This is a genomic window from Paramylibacter kogurei (assembly GCF_002742285.1).
Lineage (GTDB): Bacteria > Pseudomonadota > Alphaproteobacteria > Rhodobacterales > Rhodobacteraceae > Amylibacter > Amylibacter kogurei.
In genome coordinates this window covers 113,407-133,634 of the sequence record NZ_MDGM01000003.1, presented here as the reverse complement: position 1 = coordinate 133,634, position 20,228 = coordinate 113,407, and the positions used below count along the sequence as shown (strand labels likewise).

Genomic DNA, 20,228 nt, shown 5'->3' with positions numbered 1-20,228 from the left:
TGCCCCACGATGGGCGTTGCGATACATATATAGGTTCTACATGCGAAATGCCGAAGGTCAAATTGGCGCAGCCCGCCGACCATACCCCGTAATACAGCCCTATCATTACGAAATGATAGACGTGGGCGATGGCCACACCATCTATATGGAAGAATGCGGCAATCCTGATGGTATTCCTGTGGTGGTGTTGCATGGCGGTCCAGGTGGCGGATGTTCCCCTGGAATGCGGCGGTTTTTTCATCCTGACCAATATCGCATAATTTTGTTTGATCAACGCGGGTGTGGCCGTTCGCGCCCAACCGCATCGGTTGAAGCGAATACAACATGGCATTTGGTGCGTGACATTGAATTGATCCGTGAAAAATTGAACATTGATCAATGGATTGTTTTTGGCGGGTCGTGGGGCGCGACACTATCATTGGTTTATGCACAAACACATCCAGATCGGGTGCGTCACTTGGTATTGCGCGGCGTATTTTTGATGACGCAGACAGAGCTTGATTGGTTTTACGCAGGCGGTGCAGCGCGATTTTTTCCAGAGGAATGGAAACAATTTTTAACACCACTGCCTGAATCAGAGCATGGCAATATCATGCAAGGATTCCATGATCGATTGTTTGGGGATGATGAATCCGAACAAATCAAATTTGCCCGTGCATGGACAGAATGGGAAACGGCGTTGGCCTGTTTAAACCCGCGAACAATTTCGGGCACGACCCCAGCGGCATATGCAAAAACATTTGCACGCATTGAAAACCATTATTTCATCAACAAAGGTTTTTTGGATGCGGATGATAAAATCATGCGCGACATGGACCGCATTGCACATATTCCCGGAACGATTGTGCAGGGGCGATATGATATGATTTGCCCGCCTGTTTCGGCGGTAAACCTATCGGATTCTTGGCCAGCGTCGCGTTTGGTTATGGTTCCAACAGCGGGTCATTCGCTGTCAGAACCAGGTATTACATCGGCGCTTGTGTCGATAATGGATGAACTGGCCTAGATCGCGGCGGCCAGTTCAGCACCTTGTTTAATGGCACGTTTTGCGTCCAGCTCGGCGGCAACATCCGCACCACCAATAACATGGCAATTGATACCCTGTTCAATCAGTTGATCGGCCAATGTGCGATTTGGAACCTGCCCAGCACAAAGAACGATTGTATCCACATCCAAAATTTTAGGATCGGTTTTTTCTTCGCCAAAACTGATGTGCAAACCTTTGTCTGAAATCGCGTCATAGTTCACACCAGACAACATTTCGACCTGTTTCATGCGCAATGCGGAACGGTGAATCCAACCTGTAGTTGGCCCCAGATTTTTACCCAGTTTTTGCGCCTTACGTTGCAACAAATAAATCGTGCGTGGGGAAGGTTCGGGTTGTGCACCCTCTGATGCCAGACCACCGCGATCATCTTCTGGATCGCCAACGCCCCATTCACGTTTCCATGCTTCCAAATCTTCGGTTGGGCTGACACCTTGGTGTGACAAATATTCGGCAACATCAAACCCAATGCCACCCGCACCAATCAATGCCACACGTTTTCCAACCTCTGCCTTGCCACGCAATACATCGATATAGCTAAGAACTTTGGGGTTGTCTTGGCCGTCGATTTGAGGGTCGCGCGGGGTTACGCCCGTTGCAACGATGACCTCATCAAAACCAGACAGGTTATCGACATTGGCCTCTGTGTTCAGATTTACTTTGATCTGGTGCAGTTCAAGTTGGTGTTTGTAATATTCAACCAAACCTTTGAATTCTTCTTTTCCAGGGATGGTTTTTGCCATGTTCAACTGGCCGCCAATTTCCGGTGATTTATCGAAAATGGTTACCTTGTGCCCACGTTCGGTTGCAACCAACGCAGTTGATAGCCCAGCAGGGCCCGCACCAATAATCGCGATGGATTTTGGGGTGTCGGTTGGTGTGTACACCAATTCTGTTTCGGCACATGCACGTGGGTTTACCAAACAAGATGTCAGTTTCATTTTAAATGTGTGATCAAGACAGGCTTGGTTACATGCAATGCAAGGTGTGATTTGTTTGGAAATGCCTTTATCGGCCTTTGCCACAAAATCCGCATCTGCCAAAAATGGGCGCGCCATTGAAACCATGTTTGCACAACCATCTGCCAAAACGTTTTCGGCAACTTCTGGTGTGTTGATACGATTGGAGGTGATGATTGGAATATTCACCTCGCCCATCAATTTTTTGGTTACCCAAGTAAATGCACGTCGCGGTACGGATGTTGCAATTGTTGGGATGCGTGCCTCGTGCCAACCAATACCGGTGTTCAGGATGGTGGCGCCTGCGTCTTCAATGGCCTTGGCCAATTGAACAACCTCTTCCCATGTGGATCCTTCGGGAACCAAATCGATCATGGACAGGCGATAGATGACGATGAAATTCGGGCCAACCGCTTCGCGCACGCGGCGCACGACTTCGATTGGTAAACGCATACGGTTTTCGTATGAGCCGCCCCATTCATCTGTGCGCTTGTTGGTGCGTGTCACCAAGAATTGGTTTAGGAAATAACCCTCTGAACCCATGACTTCGACACCATCGTATCCTGCTTTTTGGGCTTGGGTTGCGGCGGTGACCATGTCTGCAATTTGCTTTTCGACACCATCACTGTCCAGCTCGGCCGGAGGGAAAGGCGAAATGGGTGATTTAATGGCAGATGGTGCCACGCATTTTGGGGAATAGGCATAACGCCCAGCATGCAGGATTTGCATCGCGATGCGACCGCCCGCGTCGTGTACCGCATCTGTCATGATTTTGTGATTGGCAATGTCTGTGTCATTATACAGACCCGCCGCACCTGGCAAAACCGCACCCTCCTCATTCGGGGCCATACCACCTGTAACGATCAGAGCAGCACCGCCTGCGGCGCGATCAGCATAATATTTCGCAGCGCGATTCCAATCGCCGGTTTCTTCTAGGCCTGTGTGCATTGACCCCATCAAAACGCGATTGGGCAATGTGACAAAGCCAAGATCAAGGGGTTCAAACAAATGTGGGTAATGTGCGTGTGCCATGTTTCCTCCAAAACTTTGCTGAACTTGTAGTGCAAAGCTAAGGCATGTCACTTAAAACGCAACGTCAAATTGCAGCGCGTCGCCGGCGAAAACATGTTAGATCATGCAAAATAATGGATTGGTTTTCAGGATTATCAAAGCTGACATCAATCCATGATTTGTCGATAATACGATCCCGCGTGACATGGCCCTGCAAATCAAAATTCACCACACGGCTAATATCCGTTGGCTCAAAAGTGCGGATAATTTGTTGCGTTCCTGATTTGGATTTCAGATTTAAACGCGCGTAAATATCCATTGATGGCTCACAATCAACCAACAGGTTCGACTGCAATATGTGATTGTGAGACAAATCAATAATCGCATCATTTGGCAATGTTACAACCAACGATAAATATGACCCCTCGAATTTGCCCACTTTAATCGACAGATCAAAATTCGCGGTGGTATCTTGATGAGATGATTTTGTTTGTTCAATTTGGATATTGCCCAACGGACAGTCGTGAAACAAAATGACAGAGCTGCAAATTTTTTGCGGTGAACCCGACGCGCTTGCAGGAAGGGTTGATTGTGTAACCGACCAAGCTTTTGGGCGCTTGCACCAATCGGTTTTGTTGGGTGCATTTAGTGAAATTTGATCGGCCAATGTTGTTGAAATTTGTTCAACCGCATCCGCATTCATTTTGGATCGCTCAAACGCGATGCGGCGTAACCTGCGTTGGATATCCTGAATGTCGTTTGTTTTGAACCTGGTCGCATAGCGCAGCTTGCGGCGCCAAATGAATTGGCTGATCCGCAATTGCAATTGGCGAAACATGGTATTCAGGTTGGAAAACATATTGCTCTGATATTCACGAAAGGACGATTGAAAAGGATATATATACTGATTTGGCATATACCAGCTTTTGGTCCAAACAATTTAAGATTGTATCAACGCTTGGCAAAATGATATCAGTGCGCGTTTTTCAATTTGACCGCATAACGTTGCAATGCGCTGAAACTTTGCTCAGAGCTAATTTTTTGATCGGCGAGCGGATGAAAGGTGATTGAAAACAAACGCCCGTCTTTGGTGAAAAATCCACGCCAAGTTTTGGGGGCAGTCAACGGAATTTCTGGTGATCCAGCATTCAACACCTCAACATAAAAAATCCCGTTTCGGGTCTTGGTTCCTGTAATTTTTGCAACATTTGTGTTCGCAGGAATGCCCAAGCTTTGGCGACCTTGGGGTGTTTGAAAATATTGCTGGAACTCTTTGGGATAAATTTCTGATTCTGTTTTTAACGCGGATACAGAATAAAACCCCATCTTTGCTTTGGCGTTACAGCTATGGAGCAGCACAACTGTGGTATCGGATGTGCGCACGCTGTGTTTTGTGCTGAAGCAATATCCATCTGGGATGGCAAGATCAAAATCGCCCTCTGGTTGATTGCCGCCGTGGGATGCATATTGATTTGCATCCACGTCCGAAGGGATGGACGTTGAACAGGCGCTTATACCAAAAAGTATCGCCACCAGAATAGACATATATATGCGCAATTTCGTCCCCTACCAGCAATAAAATTGCCGTTGTCTTTCTGCCACAATTAAGGCCAAGGTGTTAGTGAACTTGTTCCATACTAGCAAGCCCCGACACCCTTTGTTATGTTGAAACACCGTATCAATAGGCGAAAATATGCACATTTCCGAGCAATCCCCGGCCAGCCGTAACAAAGCATCCTTTTTATCCCCTGCAAAACAGCGAAACGAAATATGGCGCATTGTTGCGGTTTTGGTGTTGGGATTTGTTGTGTTGCAATTGATCACTGCGGTCATTTTTGTTGTGGCGGGACAATTCATGAGCTCCGATGAATTTTTGAAAATGACGACAGAATTAAAATTCACCACACCCAAGATGGTAATCACTGTTTTAACCACCTTTGGTGGTTGGATTGTCGCAATTATTATCATGTTATTTTTGTTTCATCGGCGCAGTGTTTTCACATTACTTGGTGGAAATGCGAAATCGTTTTTGCGCAATTTTGTGTTGGGCATACTCGCGGTAATAGTATTTTTTGTGGGTTCAGGATTGCTGGAACCAAGCGATTTATTGCCAGAAGCGAACCTGAGCTATGATATTTGGTTGTCGTGGCTGCCCATCGCGATTCCATTAATCTTGATGCAAGTCAGCGCAGAAGAGTTGGTTTTTCGCGGTTATATCCAGCAACAGCTTGCTGTTCGCTTTGATCATTTTGCCGTTTGGATGATTTTACCATCACTCGTATTCGCACTTGGCCATTATCAACCCGCCACTTTTGGTTCGAACGCATGGCTGGTTGTTGTGCAAACGTTTTTAATTGGTGTATTGGCGGCGGATATGACCATGCGCACGGGGAATCTAGGTGCCGCAATTGGTGTGCACTTTGCTAATAATTTCATGGGCATGTGTATTGTTGCCACCAAAGGATACATGAGCGGTCTTTCTCTTTATGTTTCACCCATTGATTTGGGGAATGTCGAACAAATGCGCCCATTGTTGATGTCACAGGTGGGGTTCACTGCGTTTATTGTCTTGATCTATTTTTTGGCTGCACAACGCTGGTATCGCTATTGATTGCAATCCATCGCGGGCAAAGTTAAAAGCAAAGAAACATTAATACAGGCGACAGAGCGTAAATATGAACTGGATTTCCAACTACGTCAGACCCAAAATTAACTCTTTGTTTTCGCGCCGCGAAACACCGGATAATTTATGGACGAAATGCGACGAATGTTCCACGATGCTATTTCACAGAGAATTGGCAGACAATTTGAACGTATGTGTGAATTGTGGGCACCACATGAACATTACGCCGCGCGAACGATTTGCCAGCTTGTTTGATGGTGGAACATTTGCCGAATTTGAAGCCAAAGCGCCAATTGCCGACCCGCTGAAATTTCGCGATCAGAAAAAATATCCAGATCGCTTGAAAGCCGCCCAGAAAAAAACTGGGGAAAAAGATGCGATGTTGCTGGGTTACGGTGATTTGGGCCGAACCAAGGTTGTTATGGCGGCGCAGGATTTTGGATTTATGGGCGGCTCCATGGGCATGGCCGTGGGCAATGCGATTATTGCGGCCTGTGAACATGCGGTGAATATGAAATGCCCGCTGATCCTGTTTTCCGCGGCTGGTGGTGCGCGTATGCAAGAGGGGATTTTATCCCTGATGCAAATGCCGCGCACAACCGTTGCGTTGCAAATGTTGAAAGAGAAAAACCTGCCATTCATCGTTGTGCTCACGCATCCAACCACGGGTGGTGTGACCGCATCATACGCGATGTTGGGCGATGTACATATTGCCGAGCCAAACGCATTGATCGGTTTTGCGGGGGCGCGTGTGATCGAACAAACCATTCGTGAAAAATTGCCCGAAGGTTTTCAGCGTGCCGAATATCTTTTGGATCACGGGATGCTTGATCGTGTGACCAAACGCCAAGATATGCGCGATGAATTGATTTCGATTGTGCGGATGTTGATGAAACTGCCCCCAGCGATTGCCGCCGATTTGGAACCACCGGCAAAGATCGAAGATAAAACCAAAAAATCCGAGGTTGCCAAAAAGTGACCACCGACAAAAGCGATGTCATCCTTGAACGGTTGATGTCGCTGCATCCCAAAATCATTGATCTGACACTTGATCGGATGCATCGATTGCTTGATGCGCTGGGCAATCCTGAAAATGATATCCCACCCGTTATTCATATCGCAGGAACAAATGGCAAGGGTTCAACCCAAGCAATGTTACGCGCGGGGTTAGAGGGCGCGGGACATTCTGTTCATGCATATACCTCGCCACATCTTGCGCGATTTCATGAGCGTATTCGTCTTGCGGGTGAATTGATTTCGGAAACTGCCCTGTCGGAAATGTTGGCCGAATGTGAATTGAAAAATGGCGGTGTGCCAATCACCTATTTCGAAATCACAACCTGTGCTGCGTTTTTGGCATTTTCCCGCACGCCAGCGGATTACACGTTGCTAGAGGTTGGATTGGGCGGGCGTCTTGATGCGACCAACGTGATTGATACACCTGAAATGGCGATCATCACGCCGGTGTCCATGGATCATGAGCAATATCTAGGGAACACGCTGGCCGCGATTGCGGGCGAAAAGGCTGGTATCCTGAAACGCAATTGTTTTGGCGTGGTTGGCCCCCAACCCGACGAAGCGCTCGAGGTGATCGAAGCCACGGCGGCCAAGGTTGGCGCGACCCTGAAAATTCACGGCCAACATTGGCATGTATGGGAAGAAAACGGTCGTCTGATTTTTCAAGATGAATATGGATTGCTCGATCTTCCCATGCCCGCATTAATCGGTGCGCATCAGGTGATGAACGCAGGGATTGCGATTGCTGCATTACGATTGCTTGGAAAAGACGGCGATGCTTGCGAGGCGGCGATGATAAATGCCGTATGGCCCGCGCGGATGCAAAAACTGCGCACAGGTCCGTTGGTTGATGCGGCGGCGGATGCGGATTTATGGCTGGATGGCGGACATAACGCAGCGGCGGGATTGGCGCTGGCAGAAGCATTGGGTCGATTGCCCAAACGCCCATTGCACCTAATTGTTGGCATGTTGAACACCAAAGATATCGCAGGATACCTACGCCCCTTGGCGGAAATATCTGAAAGCTTGCACGGCGTTTCAATCCCAGGCGAAGCAGCAACGCTCAGCGCCGAAGAAACAGTTAAGGCCGCCAAGGATGCGGAATTTGACGCAGTCGTTGCAGACGATGTTTTATCAGCCGTGAAAGATATCACCGCCAAAGACCCAGCCGCACGTATATTGATCTGTGGCTCGCTATATCTTGCGGGTGGCGTGTTGCGTGAAAACGGGTGAGCTCAGTGAGCGTAACACCAATACAAGAAAAATTGTTGACCATACCGCTGATTGATAATGAACAGGTGGTGCACGCGGTTGATGGGCGAATTTTTCCCACTCTGTCCGATATAATAATGATTTTGATATTTGCACCAGCTTTGGTCATTGCACCAATGCTGATAATTCACAATCTTTTTCGACCGATCATATATGTGATTACCACCAAGCGGGTCTTAATCCATGAACCAAGCGGTTTGGTTGATGCGATTGATTTGACCAAAATTAAGCATTTTAGGGGTGGGAGAAAATCTCTGCTAATCTATGCTGATGGTAAACGTCTTTGGCTTTCGCGTATTCCTGATGCGTGGCATTTTGAAGGGGTTATTCGCAACGTGATCAACAAGGTTGAAATGATGTGTAAGGCAAACATCTGATCACAACCAATAAAAGACCCCAGCGTTTCCACTGGGGTCAATTGCTTCGAACAACAGTTTCCGATTCCGGTCCGAAGTATTCTTATTCTTTGCGGGTAATCACTGGGATCAACAGATCGCCCCAGTTCCCATCGCCATTGTGGTGGCGTGATGAACGGATCAATTCCACGGACACGCCAGCCTCAACCGCGCGCACAACCGATTGGTTCAATCGGTGGAGATCATTTGCAAGCATACGGATGGCTTGATCTGTTTGGTCGGTGTTTTCCGCTGGTGTTTCTTTCACTTCTGCAGACATGGCTTCGTCCTTTCTGGTTTCTGTGACAAGATTTACACGAATCACAACTTCTCGCGACTAAAACAATGTTTTATATGGCCTTTTTCGTGTAATATTGTAAAAGATTGTAAAAATCATTTTTGTAAATCTGTAAAAGGATTCTGTTATGGCCGAACAAAAGGTCTTTGCTGGCCCCCGTATTCGCCGCTTGCGTAATTCATTGGGGCTGAGCCAAACGGCAATGGCCAAGGAAATTGGGATTTCACCCAGCTATTTGAACCTGATCGAACGTAACCAGCGCCCTTTGACGGTGCAATTGTTGCTGAAACTCAGCGGCCAATATGATCTGAATCTTGAAGAATTGAAAACCGATGCGGGCGGCGCAGTCCCCGAATTAAAAGAAGTTTTCGCAGATGCATTGCTGGCAGGTGAACTCCCTGGAACCGAAGAATTGTTTGAGGTTGCAGAGGCTGCGCCAAATGCCGCCAATGGTGTGATAAAGCTTTACCGTGCATATCGTGAATCCCAAGAACGGCTAACCGACCTTAAGGATCTGTTGGCGCAAGAGGGTAAATTAACCAGCCTTGATCAGGCGCGCCTGCCATCAGATGAATTTCACGAGGCTGTGGAAACACGTGCAAACTATTATCCCTTCACCGACGAAGCGGCGGAAATTTTTGCCAAAGAATTGGGTCACGGCCCCTTGTTGCTCGCAAACTTGGTGAACTGGTTCAAACGCGAACATGGGATCGCCGTGCAATTTGTCCCATCCGAAGTGATGCCAAATCTGCTCCGCCGTTTTGACAAACACACCATGCGATTGTTCATCGCCGATCGGCTCAGCAGTTTTGATCAGGTTGAACAGGTCGCCATGGAAGCGGCGATGATTGTCCTGCGCGATGCAATTGACGAAGATATGAAACGCCTAAACCTCAAAAGTGCCGAGGCACAGCGTTTGGCGCGATTCCATTTGGCGCGTTACGGGGCGCAAGCGATCATGATGCCTTATCAAGCGTTTTGGCGCGTAGCACTGCGCGGGAAATATGAAATTGATCAACTCGCTAGCCGCTTTGCTGTTTCATTTTCACAAGCTGCACATCGCGCCACGACATTGCAGCGCAAAGACATGGAAGGTTTGCCATTCTTTTTCATGGAAACCGATCATGCGGGCAACGTGTTGCGCCGCGGCGGTGCGATGGGATATCCCCATACGGAATTTGGTGGCGCCTGTCCGAAACTGGGCGTTTACGCAGCATTCGCACAAACGCGCATGACCATCAAAGACAATGTTGAAATGCCAAACGGCCAGCAATACATCACTCTGAGCAAGGCGATCAAAGGCCCCAAATTGGGGTTAAGCGAGCGACCAAGGTTCACTGCATTCTTGCTTGGGCTTGATGCGGAATTTCAGGATCAAACCGTGTTTGGTTCGGGGAATAAGGTGCTGGTCGGCCCCGCGTGTCGTTTATGTGAACGCAGCGCATGTTTATCGCGCGCCGAACCACCAATCACCCGTCCATTGGGATTGGATGAAATGGTGACGGGGTTAAGCGTGTTTGATTTTCAATAATGATTATTGCGAACGCAAACCTGTTTCCACCAACATGCCACGGCGCTTTGCCTCGTAATAATATCCGCGTGAATACCATTTAACGGCGGTATCAAAACTTCCGTCTGATAATAACCATGCGCCGCGCAAATATTTCACGGAATATTTCAGGTTGGTTTCTGCATCCAGCAATCCTTGCGGGGAACCCGAATATCCCATGGATTTCGCGGTGGCTGGCAGGATTTGCATCAATCCATAATACGGGCGATTGATCGCGGCGGGGTTATGGGTGCTTTCACGTTTGACAACACGGTGCACCAACGCAACGGGCACATCATAAATTTCGGCGTATTTGTTAATCAAGCGGCGTAGCTCTGGCGTTTCGTTTGGGTAAAGTGGAATGTTATCCACCACGGGTGGCCGGGCCTTGGGTTTGGAACCCCCACAACTAGCAAGTGCCGCAAGGCAAAGCGCAAGTGTTGTGCGGCGTGAAAAGGACTGCATTGAATTTCCTTTGGTTGTTTTTACAAAACACTAACCAAAGCGCAGTGCGCCGCAAGGGAGGGCGATTTTAAGCGGCGACAATTCGCCAAGAAAAAGGCTCGCAGGTTTCCCCGCGAGCCCATGTCAATCAGCCAATGTTAGGATTAGCCAAATTGGTTCATTGTGTTGTCTTTACCAGCAGCTTTCAGCGCCGCTTCACCAGCAAAGTATTCTTTGTGATCGTCACCCATATCTGAACCAGACATATTTTGGTGTTTCACACATGCGATACCTTGGCGGATTTCTTTACGCTGAACACCTGCAACATAACCAAGCATGCCTGCTTCACCAAAGTATTCTTTGGCCAAGTTATCCGTGGACAATGCCGCGGTGTGGTACGTTGGCAATGTGATCAAGTGGTGGAAAATACCCGCTTCGCGTGATGAATCCGCTTGGAATGTTTGAATGCGTTTGTCCGCTTCTACCGACAATTCAGATTCGTCATATGCAGATGACATCAGGTTCGCACGATCATATGCAGAAACATCGCGGCCCTCTTCTGTCCATGCGTCAAATACTTGCTGACGGAAGTTCAGAGTCCAGTTGAATGATGGTGAGTTATTGTAAACCAATTTTGCATTTGGAACGGTTTTGCGAATTTCGCTCACCATGCCACCGATTTGCGCGATATGTGGTTTTTCGGTTTCGATCCAGATCATGTCCGCACCATTTTGCAATGATGTGATTGAATCCAGAACACAACGTGCTTCGCCTGTGCCCGCTTTGAATTGGAACAGGTTTGAAGGCAAACGCTTTGGACGCATCAATTTGCCGTCGCGTTTGATAACAACGTCGTTGTCGCCCATTGTGTCTACGGTCACTTCTTCACAATCAAGGAAGCTGTTGTATTGATCGCCCAAATCACCCGCTTCTTTGGAATAAGCGATTTGTTTGGTCAGGCCGGCGCCCAGGCTGTCTGTACGTGCAACGATGATACCATTGTCGATGCCAAGCTCCAAAAACGCGTGACGACATGCGCGGATTTTTTGCAAGAAATCTTCGTGTGGAACGGTTACTTTGCCGTCTTGGTGGCCACATTGTTTTTCATCGGAAACTTGGTTTTCGATTTGCAATGCACATGCGCCTGCTTCGATCATTTTCTTGGCCAACAAATATGTTGCTTCGGCGTTACCAAAACCAGCGTCGATGTCGGCGATGATTGGCACAACATGTGTTTGGAAATTGTCGATTTTTGATTGTACTTCTGCGCGTGCAGCGGCATCTGGTGCAGCGTCTAATTCACGGAACAAACCACCCAATTCACGTGCATCCGCTTGGCGCAAGAATGTGTACAATTCTTCGATCAAGGCAGGAACAGATGTTTTTTCGTGCATGGATTGATCTGGCAATGGGCCAAATTCAGAACGCAACGCGGCGATCATCCAGCCAGACAGGTACAGATATTTACGCTTGGTCGTGCCAAAATGTTTTTTGATCGCGATCATTTTTTGCTGACCGATGAAACCATGCCAGCAACCCAGTGATTGTGTGTACTGAGATGAATCAGCGTCATATGCATCCATATCAGCGCGCATAACGTCGGCCGTGTATTGGGCAATGTCCAAACCGGTTTTGAATCGGTTTTGCAAACGCATGCGTGCAACGTTGCTTGGATCGATTGCATTCCAAGAACCACCTGCAGTGTCGCGCAGGCCAGTGATTGATTCGATGTCTTTGTCAAAGGGCATGTCAGCCTCCATTTGGTTAAAATGACTGACCTTTAGTTAGCATACAACGGTATACATTCACGCCATTTCGCCAATTTCGCGTGTGATATCGTGTTACGCTGTGGAGAGTTTGTAAAAGGATACCTGTAAATTTGTAAAAACTATGACAAGTGATTTTTACAAGATTGACGATTCTAATCTTTCCACTTCTGAACGGATCCCATCCATTAACAATGTGGCAATACGGTTTAGGCGATCATTGCTTTGATCATCGCGCAAACGCACCATATAAAACGATCGTGTTAACGATATTTGATCGACAAGAAAGCGTTCGAAATCTTGGAAAAACGGCAGCACAAAATCATGAATAACGCTGATCCCACCGCCTTGGCGCACCAATTGCATTTGTACCGCAACGCTGTTTGATGACAGGTTCGGCGCGCGTTCGGGGAAAATTTCGCTGTGATAATCAACACTTGAGTCAAAAACCAGATCGGGAATATATCCAACCGTGTGGTGATTTTTCAATTCTTTCACATCTGTGATTGCGCCGTGGGTTTGTAAATAATCGCGATGCGCCGCCAGATGCAGATGATAATCAGTAATCTTTTCCGACAAGAGCCGCCCCATTTTGGGGGGTGTCACCATGATTGCCATATCGGCCTCGCGCTTGGTCAGGTTAAACACAGGCGGCAGTGTCAAAATTTGGATGTTCAACGCGGGATAGGTTTTGGTGATTACTGTGCAAACCTGTGGTAACACAAAATTTGACAAACCATCGGTGGCACCAATACGGACCGTTCCTGTTAGCGTTTCATCCGTGTCTTGCACAACGCCACGCGCGATGCGTTCATGGCTTTCGATTTGTTCAATATGTTTTTGCAAATCCTGCCCAGCAGAGGTCAAAACATACCCACGCGGCATTTTGGTGAACAATCCAACACCCAAACTATGTTCCAGACGCTGCACACGCCGCCCCACCGTGGCGGGGTCCATTTTTAAGATAACCGATGCGGCGCTCAGGCTCCCCGTGCGGGCAACCTCTAAAAAAACACGGTAATCATCCCAATTGCGCATGGCACCTCTTTGCATTTTTGCAAGATGAATTTGCTATCTTTCGTGTTTATCTTGAATTTTTGCAGTTTAAAAGGGTGTCATATCTTTTACGGGAGGATTCCATCATGGAACAACTGACACATTTTATTAACGGTAAACGCGTTGCAGGCACATCTGGCCGGTTTAGCGATGTCTATAACCCAGCAACGGGCGAAGTTCAGGCGCAAACGCCATTGGCCAATGCGGCTGAATTAGAGGCCGCCGTTGCCGGCGCCGCCGCCGCGCAACCTGCATGGGCAGCCACAAACCCACAACGCCGCGCACGCGTGTTGATGAAATTCGTTGCATTGATGAATCGTGACATGGACAAATTGGCCGAAGCGTTGAGCCGTGAACACGGCAAAACCTTGCCAGACGCCGCGGGTGATGTTCAGCGTGGCTTGGAAGTGGTCGAATACTGTATCGGCGCGCCGCAATTGCTTAAGGGTGATTTCACCGATAGCGCGGGCCCTGGCATTGATATGTATTCTATGCGCCAAGCTTTGGGCGTTACGGCGGGTATCACGCCGTTTAACTTCCCTGCGATGATCCCGATGTGGATGTTCGCCCCCGCCATCGCATGTGGCAACGCGTTTATCCTTAAACCATCCGAACGCGATCCATCTGTGCCAATCATGTTGGCCGAGCTGTTACAAGAAGCAGGTCTTCCCGATGGCATTTTGCAAGTTGTGAATGGTGATAAAGAGGCGGTCGATGCTATCCTTGATCACGACGTGATTCAATCCATCGGATTTGTGGGTTCAACACCGATTGCGGAATATATCTATGCACGCGGTTGTGCGAATGGCAAACGCGTTCAATGTTTTGGTGGCGCGAAAAACCACATGATCATCATGCCCGATGCGGATATGGATCAAGCAGCAGACGCATTGGTTGGCGCCGGTTATGGTGCGGCGGGCGAACGTTGTATGGCGATTTCGGTTGCCGTTCCCGTGGGCGAAGACACAGCCGATCGCTTGGTTGAAAAACTTGCACCACGTGTCGAGGCATTGAAAGTTGGCCCATACACATCTGGCAACGATGTTGATTTTGGCCCTGTTGTCACGGGTGCTGCCAAAGAAAACATTCTGAAGCTGGTTGAATCAGGTGTCGAGGCGGGTGCGAAACTTGTGGTTGATGGCCGTGATTTCAATTTGCAAGGCTACGAAGACGGTTTCTTTGTTGGTGCGCATTTGTTTGACCATGTGACATCGGATATGGAAATCTATCAAAAAGAAATCTTTGGCCCCGTATTGTCAGTGGTGCGTGCGCAATCCTACGAAGACGCATTGGGTTTGGCGATGGATCATGAATATGGCAATGGTACCGCGATTTACACCCGCGATGGTGACACCGCGCGTGATTTTGCAAACCGTGTAAATGTGGGCATGGTTGGTATCAACGTGCCGATCCCTGTGCCATTGGCATATCACACATTTGGCGGCTGGAAAAAATCCGTGTTTGGTGATTTGAATCAACACGGGCCAGATGCGTTCAAATTCTACACACGCACAAAAACAGTGACCGCCCGTTGGCCATCAGGCATCAAAGAGGGCGGCGAATTTTCAATCCCTGTGATGGAATAATCGCCGAAATATCATTGAACTTGCGCCAAGCCCGAAACGGCTTGGCGTTTTTATTTGGAATTCATGCGTTGGGCATTTTGCACCCATCGCCAACTGGTTTCACACATATTCGCCAAATCACGTTCGGCGCGAAAACCCAAAATCTGTTTTGCCAAATCTGCACGCGCGGTTAATTCACGCACATCGCCGGCACGGCGATCAGCTAACTTATGTGGCAATTCGCGCCCAACAACAGTGCCATATGCCGCCAACATATCCATCACTGTTTGTCCCGCACCCGTGCCGATATTCACCGTATGGCCAGCCTGATCTGCGATCAGTTTTTGCAATGATTTCACATGCGCCAATGCCAAATCGCAAACATGGATATAATCGCGAATGCCTGTGCCATCCTTGGTGTCATAATCATTGCCAAACACATTCAGATGTTCCATTTCACCCAATGCCACCTTGGCGATATAGGGCATTAGATTATCGGGAATACCCGTGGGATCTTCACCGATTAACCCGCTGTCATGCGCACCTGCGGGGTTGAAATAGCGCAAAATGCCAAATTTCCAATTCGCATCGGCATCCGCCATTTGTTCCAAAATCTGTTCGCCGATCAATTTTGTAAACGCATAGGGGCTGGTGTATCCGCGGGTTGCTGTTTCTGGTATAGGCTGCACAGCCTGATCGCCATAAATTGTGGCAGATGATGAAAAAACCAAATGGCGCGCATTATGATTTTCCATTGCACGCAGAAGGTTCAAAAACCCTTTGATGTTATTTTCAAAATACATCAGCGGATTTTCAACACTTTCGCCCACGGCCTTGAACGCGGCGAAATGGACAACGGCATCGGGCTTGTGTTTGTCAAACACCGCATCCAATTGGGATATTTCACGCAAATCTGCGGTTTCGAAAATTACATCTTGCTTGGTAATCATTCCAAGGCGATCAATCACGCTGGTATTGGCATTGACGAAATTATCAACGATCACCACATCAAATCCCGCCTCAACCAGCGCAACATATGTATGTGACCCAATAAAACCCGCGCCACCTGTTAATAATACCTTGGTCAATCTGCACCTTTTCGCGATCTTTGTGTGTTATTTAGGATGGCTTGCACCAAAACTCAATTCATGAAACCTATGTGCCAACATAAACACAGTATAACTTGCCCCTTTTGCTGGATATACTTTTAGAATAGTTTAATCTTCTAATTCGGGCGTTTGGGCTTACATATACCTTTGAACGCAGCTTGAAAAAGGAACGCGCTATGATACTGCCTGGCAGCACTGAAATGAAATCGCAACTGGCATCCCATTTTGATCTGGAGCCCTCCGCGGCGATTTTCAAAGAAACGCAAAAAATCTATGATCGTGCGGATCGTGTTATCCCAGAGGCAGACTGGCTACGCTATGCGCCATATGTCAAAGCGATCAATGAATTGAAAAAAGAAAAAGACGCGGTAATTCTGGCGCATAACTATATGACGCCACAAATTTTCCACGGTGTTGCGGATTTCGTTGGCGACAGTTTGCAATTGGCGATCGAGGCAACCAAAGTCAAAGAACAAGTCATCGTGCAATGCGGTGTGCATTTCATGGCGGAAACGTCCAAAATCCTCTCGCCTGAAAAAACGGTTCTCATCCCAGATAGTAAGGCTGGCTGTTCGCTGGCCGAAAGCATCACCGCCAAAGATATCGAAGGGATGCGTGCAAAATACCCAGGCGCACCCGTTGTGTCATATGTGAACACAACAGCAGAGGTGAAGGCCGCATCGGACATTTGCTGTACATCATCAAATGCCGTGGACATCGTAAATTCCATGGACAGCGATTTGGTGATCATGACCCCTGATGGGCATTTGGCACAAAACGTTGCCAAAGAAACCAAAAAGAAAATCGTCTATTGGGAAGGCGAATGCATGGTGCATATCGAATTCAAGGCGGATGAATTGCGCGAATATCGCAAATACGAACCAGACGCCGTGATTATCGCGCATCCTGAATGCCCAGTTGATGTTGTGGCAGAGGCCGACTTTAGCGGATCGACCGCTGGCATGATCAATTATGTCAAAGAGAACAAACCAGAAAAGGTATTGTTGGTAACCGAATGTTCCATGGGGTCCAACATCGCGGACGAAGTACCAGAGGTGCACTTCCTCGGCCCATGTAATCTTTGCCCACATATGCAAAAAATCACCTTGGAAAAAATCCTTTGGTCGCTGCATACAATGACAGAAGAGGTCATCGTTGACCCTGACATGGCTGTTAAGGCACGCCTTGCTGTTCAGCGCATGATTGATCGGAAATAATACGTGTCCGATGACCAACACAATATCTTGATTATCGGGGCAGGTTTGGCTGGTCTATACGCCGCACTTACGCTTGCCCCGCAAAAGGTCACAGTTTTATCGCCAGAGCCATTGGGCTTTGGCGCGTCATCCGCATGGGCTCAGGGTGGCGTTGCCGCCGCGATGGATGAAAACGATACGCCAGAAGCACACGCATTGGATACGGTAAATGCGGGCGATGGGATTGTTGATGCAGATATCGCCAAATTCGTCACCGCCGCTGCCAAAGAACACGTTTTGGAATTGGCAGAGGTTGGAACACCATTTGATCGCACACCCCAAGGCGGGTTTGTGATGTCAAAAGAGGCTGCACATGGTTTCGCCCGCGTCGTGCGCGTCAAGGGCGATCAGGCCGGTGCTGCGATCATGAAAACCCTGGTGGAAGAGGTTCAACGCACCAAATCCATTACCGTTCTTGAAGGTTACACCGCACTTGATCTTTTGTGTGAAAACAATGAGATGCAAGGCGTTGTTGTATCAAAGAATGGCAAAGAGCCTGAAATTATTCAGGCCAAATCATATCTGCTTGCTGCAGGTGGCGCAGGGAGCTTGTATCTTAAAACAACCAATCCCCCATCGGTGCGCGGTCTTGCGCTTGGCATGGCGGCGCGTGCGGGTGCAAAAATTGCAGATGCTGAATTTGTGCAATTCCATCCAACGGCGATTGACCTGAACCTTGATCCGGCACCATTGGCAACAGAAGCATTGCGCGGTGAAGGCGCGATATTGATTAACAAACATGGTGAACGTTACATGTTGGCCGTGCACGAAGATGCTGAATTGGCGCCACGTGATATCGTTGCGCGCGCAAATTTTCACCAACACCAAATTGGCAACGTGCCCATGTTGGATACGCGGGCGGCCATTGGTGATCATATCATTGACGAATTCCCATCCGTTTCGGGCGCATGTTTGAAAGCGGGAATTGACCCGACAAAACAGCCGATCCCAATCGTTCCTGCCGCGCATTATCATATGGGCGGCGTTTTCACGGATCAAACTGGTATGTCGTCAATTGATGGTCTTTGGGTTGCTGGCGAAGCCTCGTCAACGGGTCTGCACGGTGCTAACCGCCTCGCATCTAACGGTTTGCTGGAAGCGTTGGTTTACGCCGCGACATGTGCAACGGGTATGTTGAATAAACTTAATGATAACAAGGGCATGCAATATCACTCTAACCTTAAAATTCCAGAAATTGGGCATGCTTTGGTTGATGAGGACGCGGTGCTAAAGCTACGTGAAACTATGTCGGCCCATGTTGGTGTTATGCGTGATGAACAGGGTTTGGCCGCTGCGTTGCGCAAATTTAAAGAGCTGGATGCGCAATATGGTCATAAATCCACCAATTTCGATAATATGCTGGCCGCGGCCACGTTGATCGCTGCGGCCGCGTATAATCGCAAAGAATCACGCGGTGGTCATTATCGCACGGACTATCCCGAAAAAAATGACACGTTGCGCCATCGCACAGAAATCACGCTAACTGATGCAATTGCGCTGCGTAATAGCCTGTAAGGATTAGATAAATGGAACATCCCGCCGTCCCTGATTTTTTGCTGGAAGACTTGATTAAGCGCGCTTTGGACGAAGATCTTGGCGGTGCGGGTGATGTCACCAGCCGTGCGGTCATTCCCGATGGCACACAATATTCGGCGCGATTAAATGCCCGCGATCCAGGTGTGATCAGCGGCATGCAACTGGCGCGCATTGCTTTTCACACAGTGAATCGTGATCTTGAGGTTAAAACCTTTATCGCTGATGGACAGGTTGCCAAAAAAGGTGACGTTTGCATGACCATTGATGGCGATGCAAAATCGATCCTGATGGGTGAACGTGTAGCGCTGAACCTTGCGGGTCGTCTGTCCGGAATTGCCACGATGACTGCGGCATTTGTCGCCGAAACCAAAGGTCACAAAGCAAAAATCACATGCACACGCAAAACAACACCTGGCCTACGCCTGGTTGAAAAAGAGGCCGTACGTCACGGTGGTGGTTCAAACCATCGTTTTGGTCTTAACGATGCGATCATGATCAAGGATAACCACATCGCCGCCGCTGGTAGCATCAAAGATGTGCTTGAACGCGCACGTGAATTTGCATCACATATGCGCATGATTGAAATCGAAGTTGATAACCTGAAACAGCTTGAAACGGTGCTTAAGGTTGGCGGTGCAAATGTCGTACTGCTTGATAATATGTCCAACGCGGATATGAAAACCGCGGTTGATATGGTCAATGGTGCCCTCACTGTCGAGGCATCGGGGGGCATGCAGCTTGATCGTATTGCATCGGTTGCGGCGACAGGCGTTGATTATATTTCGGTTGGGGCGCTCACGCATACGGTAACAAACCTAGACTTGGGTCTTGATTTTTAACCAAGGCCCATCTCCATTTTGTTCAAATATCCAAAATGCAATTGTCGGCAAAAGCCTGTGCCATCGGCACAAAAAAGGGCGACAAATGCCGCCCTTTCGAAATCAAATTTGGATAAGTTTAAACGCTAACGCTTTCTTTGATCCAATCGGCAAGTGCGGCTTTTGGTGCGGCACCTGTTTTGTTTGATACGATTTGACCGTCTTTGAACATGAACAACGCTGGAATGCCGCGCACACCAAGCTGTGCTGGTGATTGTGGGTTTTCGTCCACGTTCACTTTTACGATCTTAACTTTGCCGTCATATTCTGCGGCCAATTCTTCCAAAGATGGGCCGATTTGTTTACATGGACCACACCATTCGGCCCAAAAATCCACCAATACAGGAATTGTGCTGTTGGTAACTTCTTCTTCGAATGTGTCGTCTGTTACTTTAACTGTTTCTGACATTTGGTCTGCCTCCTGACCTCAAGAATCTTTCTATCTCTAT

Annotated in this window: 19 protein-coding genes; 10 read left to right on the top strand and 9 right to left on the bottom strand. The window is 48.3% G+C overall.

Going from position 1 to position 20,228, the window contains the following annotated elements:
* The first annotated feature begins 40 nt into the window (after nt 1-40).
* Nucleotides 41-1,006, top strand: coding sequence for a prolyl aminopeptidase (gene pip, locus BFP76_RS01275; RefSeq protein WP_099591358.1), 966 nt, complete (start codon nt 41-43; stop codon nt 1,004-1,006).
* Here pip and BFP76_RS01270 read toward each other — a convergent pair.
* The 3 genes from BFP76_RS01270 to BFP76_RS01260 form a co-directional block, all read right to left on the bottom strand.
* Nucleotides 1,003-3,036: an NADPH-dependent 2,4-dienoyl-CoA reductase gene (locus tag BFP76_RS01270; RefSeq protein ID WP_099591357.1), complete on the bottom strand. Its 2,034-nt coding sequence runs from the start codon at nt 3,034-3,036 to the stop codon at nt 1,003-1,005. The two genes, pip and BFP76_RS01270, sit on opposite strands and share 4 nt — an antisense overlap.
* A gap of 64 nt (nt 3,037-3,100) precedes the next feature.
* The gene (locus tag BFP76_RS01265) at nt 3,101-3,874 is read right to left on the bottom strand and encodes a DUF6478 family protein (RefSeq protein ID WP_099591356.1); all 774 of its coding nucleotides are present in this window, start codon (nt 3,872-3,874) and stop codon (nt 3,101-3,103) included.
* A 113-nt stretch (nt 3,875-3,987) separates the two neighbouring features.
* Complete coding sequence (locus BFP76_RS01260; RefSeq protein ID WP_133117363.1) at nt 3,988-4,572, bottom strand: hypothetical protein; 585 nt, start codon at nt 4,570-4,572, stop codon at nt 3,988-3,990.
* A 136-nt stretch (nt 4,573-4,708) separates the two neighbouring features.
* On the opposite strand from BFP76_RS01260, the gene BFP76_RS01255 reads away from it, so the two are divergent.
* From BFP76_RS01255 to BFP76_RS01240, 4 genes are all read left to right on the top strand, one after another.
* Nucleotides 4,709-5,626 carry a CPBP family intramembrane glutamic endopeptidase gene (locus BFP76_RS01255; RefSeq protein WP_099591354.1) on the top strand — a complete coding sequence of 306 codons (918 nt, stop codon included), beginning with the start codon at nt 4,709-4,711 and terminating at the stop codon, nt 5,624-5,626.
* A 64-nt stretch (nt 5,627-5,690) separates the two neighbouring features.
* On the top strand, nt 5,691-6,617 hold the full coding sequence (gene accD, locus BFP76_RS01250; protein ID WP_099591353.1) for an acetyl-CoA carboxylase, carboxyltransferase subunit beta: 927 nt from the start codon (nt 5,691-5,693) through the stop codon (nt 6,615-6,617).
* 35 nt (nt 6,618-6,652) lie between these two features.
* Nucleotides 6,653-7,888, top strand: coding sequence for a bifunctional folylpolyglutamate synthase/dihydrofolate synthase (locus tag BFP76_RS01245; protein WP_099591520.1), 1,236 nt, complete (start codon nt 6,653-6,655; stop codon nt 7,886-7,888).
* A 5-nt stretch (nt 7,889-7,893) separates the two neighbouring features.
* Nucleotides 7,894-8,304: a hypothetical protein gene (locus tag BFP76_RS01240; RefSeq protein ID WP_099591352.1), complete on the top strand. Its 411-nt coding sequence runs from the start codon at nt 7,894-7,896 to the stop codon at nt 8,302-8,304.
* A gap of 82 nt (nt 8,305-8,386) precedes the next feature.
* Here the strand turns inward: BFP76_RS01240 and BFP76_RS01235 are convergent, their stop codons facing one another.
* Nucleotides 8,387-8,602, bottom strand: coding sequence for an SMc00767 family acetate metabolism repressor (locus tag BFP76_RS01235; RefSeq protein ID WP_099591519.1), 216 nt, complete (start codon nt 8,600-8,602; stop codon nt 8,387-8,389).
* A 145-nt stretch (nt 8,603-8,747) separates the two neighbouring features.
* Between BFP76_RS01235 and BFP76_RS01230 the strand changes: the two genes are divergently transcribed.
* Nucleotides 8,748-10,151, top strand: coding sequence for a helix-turn-helix domain-containing protein (locus tag BFP76_RS01230; protein WP_099591351.1), 1,404 nt, complete (start codon nt 8,748-8,750; stop codon nt 10,149-10,151).
* Between the two features lie 3 nt (nt 10,152-10,154).
* Here BFP76_RS01230 and BFP76_RS01225 read toward each other — a convergent pair whose 3' ends face one another.
* The 3 genes from BFP76_RS01225 to BFP76_RS01215 all read right to left on the bottom strand — a co-directional run bounded on the left by BFP76_RS01225 (nt 10,155) and on the right by BFP76_RS01215 (nt 13,417).
* A complete protein-coding gene (locus BFP76_RS01225; RefSeq protein ID WP_099591350.1) occupies nt 10,155-10,634 on the bottom strand; it encodes a lytic transglycosylase domain-containing protein in 480 nt (159 codons plus the stop codon).
* Between the two features lie 143 nt (nt 10,635-10,777).
* Nucleotides 10,778-12,361 carry an isocitrate lyase gene (locus BFP76_RS01220; protein WP_099591349.1) on the bottom strand — a complete coding sequence of 528 codons (1,584 nt, stop codon included), beginning with the start codon at nt 12,359-12,361 and terminating at the stop codon, nt 10,778-10,780.
* Nucleotides 12,362-12,517: 156 nt separating this feature from the next.
* Nucleotides 12,518-13,417 carry a LysR family transcriptional regulator gene (locus tag BFP76_RS01215; protein WP_099591518.1) on the bottom strand — a complete coding sequence of 300 codons (900 nt, stop codon included), beginning with the start codon at nt 13,415-13,417 and terminating at the stop codon, nt 12,518-12,520.
* 104 nt (nt 13,418-13,521) lie between these two features.
* Between BFP76_RS01215 and BFP76_RS01210 the strand changes: the two genes are divergently transcribed.
* Nucleotides 13,522-15,021, top strand: a complete 1,500-nt coding sequence (locus BFP76_RS01210) for a CoA-acylating methylmalonate-semialdehyde dehydrogenase (RefSeq protein WP_099591517.1) — start codon at nt 13,522-13,524, stop codon at nt 15,019-15,021.
* A 50-nt stretch (nt 15,022-15,071) separates the two neighbouring features.
* Here BFP76_RS01210 and galE read toward each other — a convergent pair whose 3' ends face one another.
* Entirely contained in the window at nt 15,072-16,088 is a 1,017-nt protein-coding gene (galE, locus tag BFP76_RS01205; RefSeq protein ID WP_099591348.1) for a UDP-glucose 4-epimerase GalE, read from the bottom strand.
* A 197-nt stretch (nt 16,089-16,285) separates the two neighbouring features.
* On the opposite strand from galE, the gene nadA reads away from it, so the two are divergent.
* The 3 genes from nadA to nadC are packed head-to-tail and all read left to right on the top strand — an operon-like array spanning nt 16,286 to nt 19,740.
* The gene (nadA, locus tag BFP76_RS01200) at nt 16,286-17,326 is read left to right on the top strand and encodes a quinolinate synthase NadA (protein ID WP_099591347.1); all 1,041 of its coding nucleotides are present in this window, start codon (nt 16,286-16,288) and stop codon (nt 17,324-17,326) included.
* A 3-nt stretch (nt 17,327-17,329) separates the two neighbouring features.
* Nucleotides 17,330-18,880 (top strand): L-aspartate oxidase, encoded by a 1,551-nt coding sequence (locus BFP76_RS01195; RefSeq protein WP_099591346.1) that lies wholly within the window; start codon nt 17,330-17,332, stop codon nt 18,878-18,880.
* Between the two features lie 11 nt (nt 18,881-18,891).
* Nucleotides 18,892-19,740: a carboxylating nicotinate-nucleotide diphosphorylase gene (nadC, locus tag BFP76_RS01190; RefSeq protein ID WP_099591345.1), complete on the top strand. Its 849-nt coding sequence runs from the start codon at nt 18,892-18,894 to the stop codon at nt 19,738-19,740.
* Between the two features lie 118 nt (nt 19,741-19,858).
* On the opposite strand, the gene trxA is transcribed toward nadC, so the two are convergent.
* Nucleotides 19,859-20,188 carry a thioredoxin gene (trxA, locus tag BFP76_RS01185; RefSeq protein ID WP_099591344.1) on the bottom strand — a complete coding sequence of 110 codons (330 nt, stop codon included), beginning with the start codon at nt 20,186-20,188 and terminating at the stop codon, nt 19,859-19,861.
* Nucleotides 20,189-20,228: the final 40 nt, after the last annotated feature.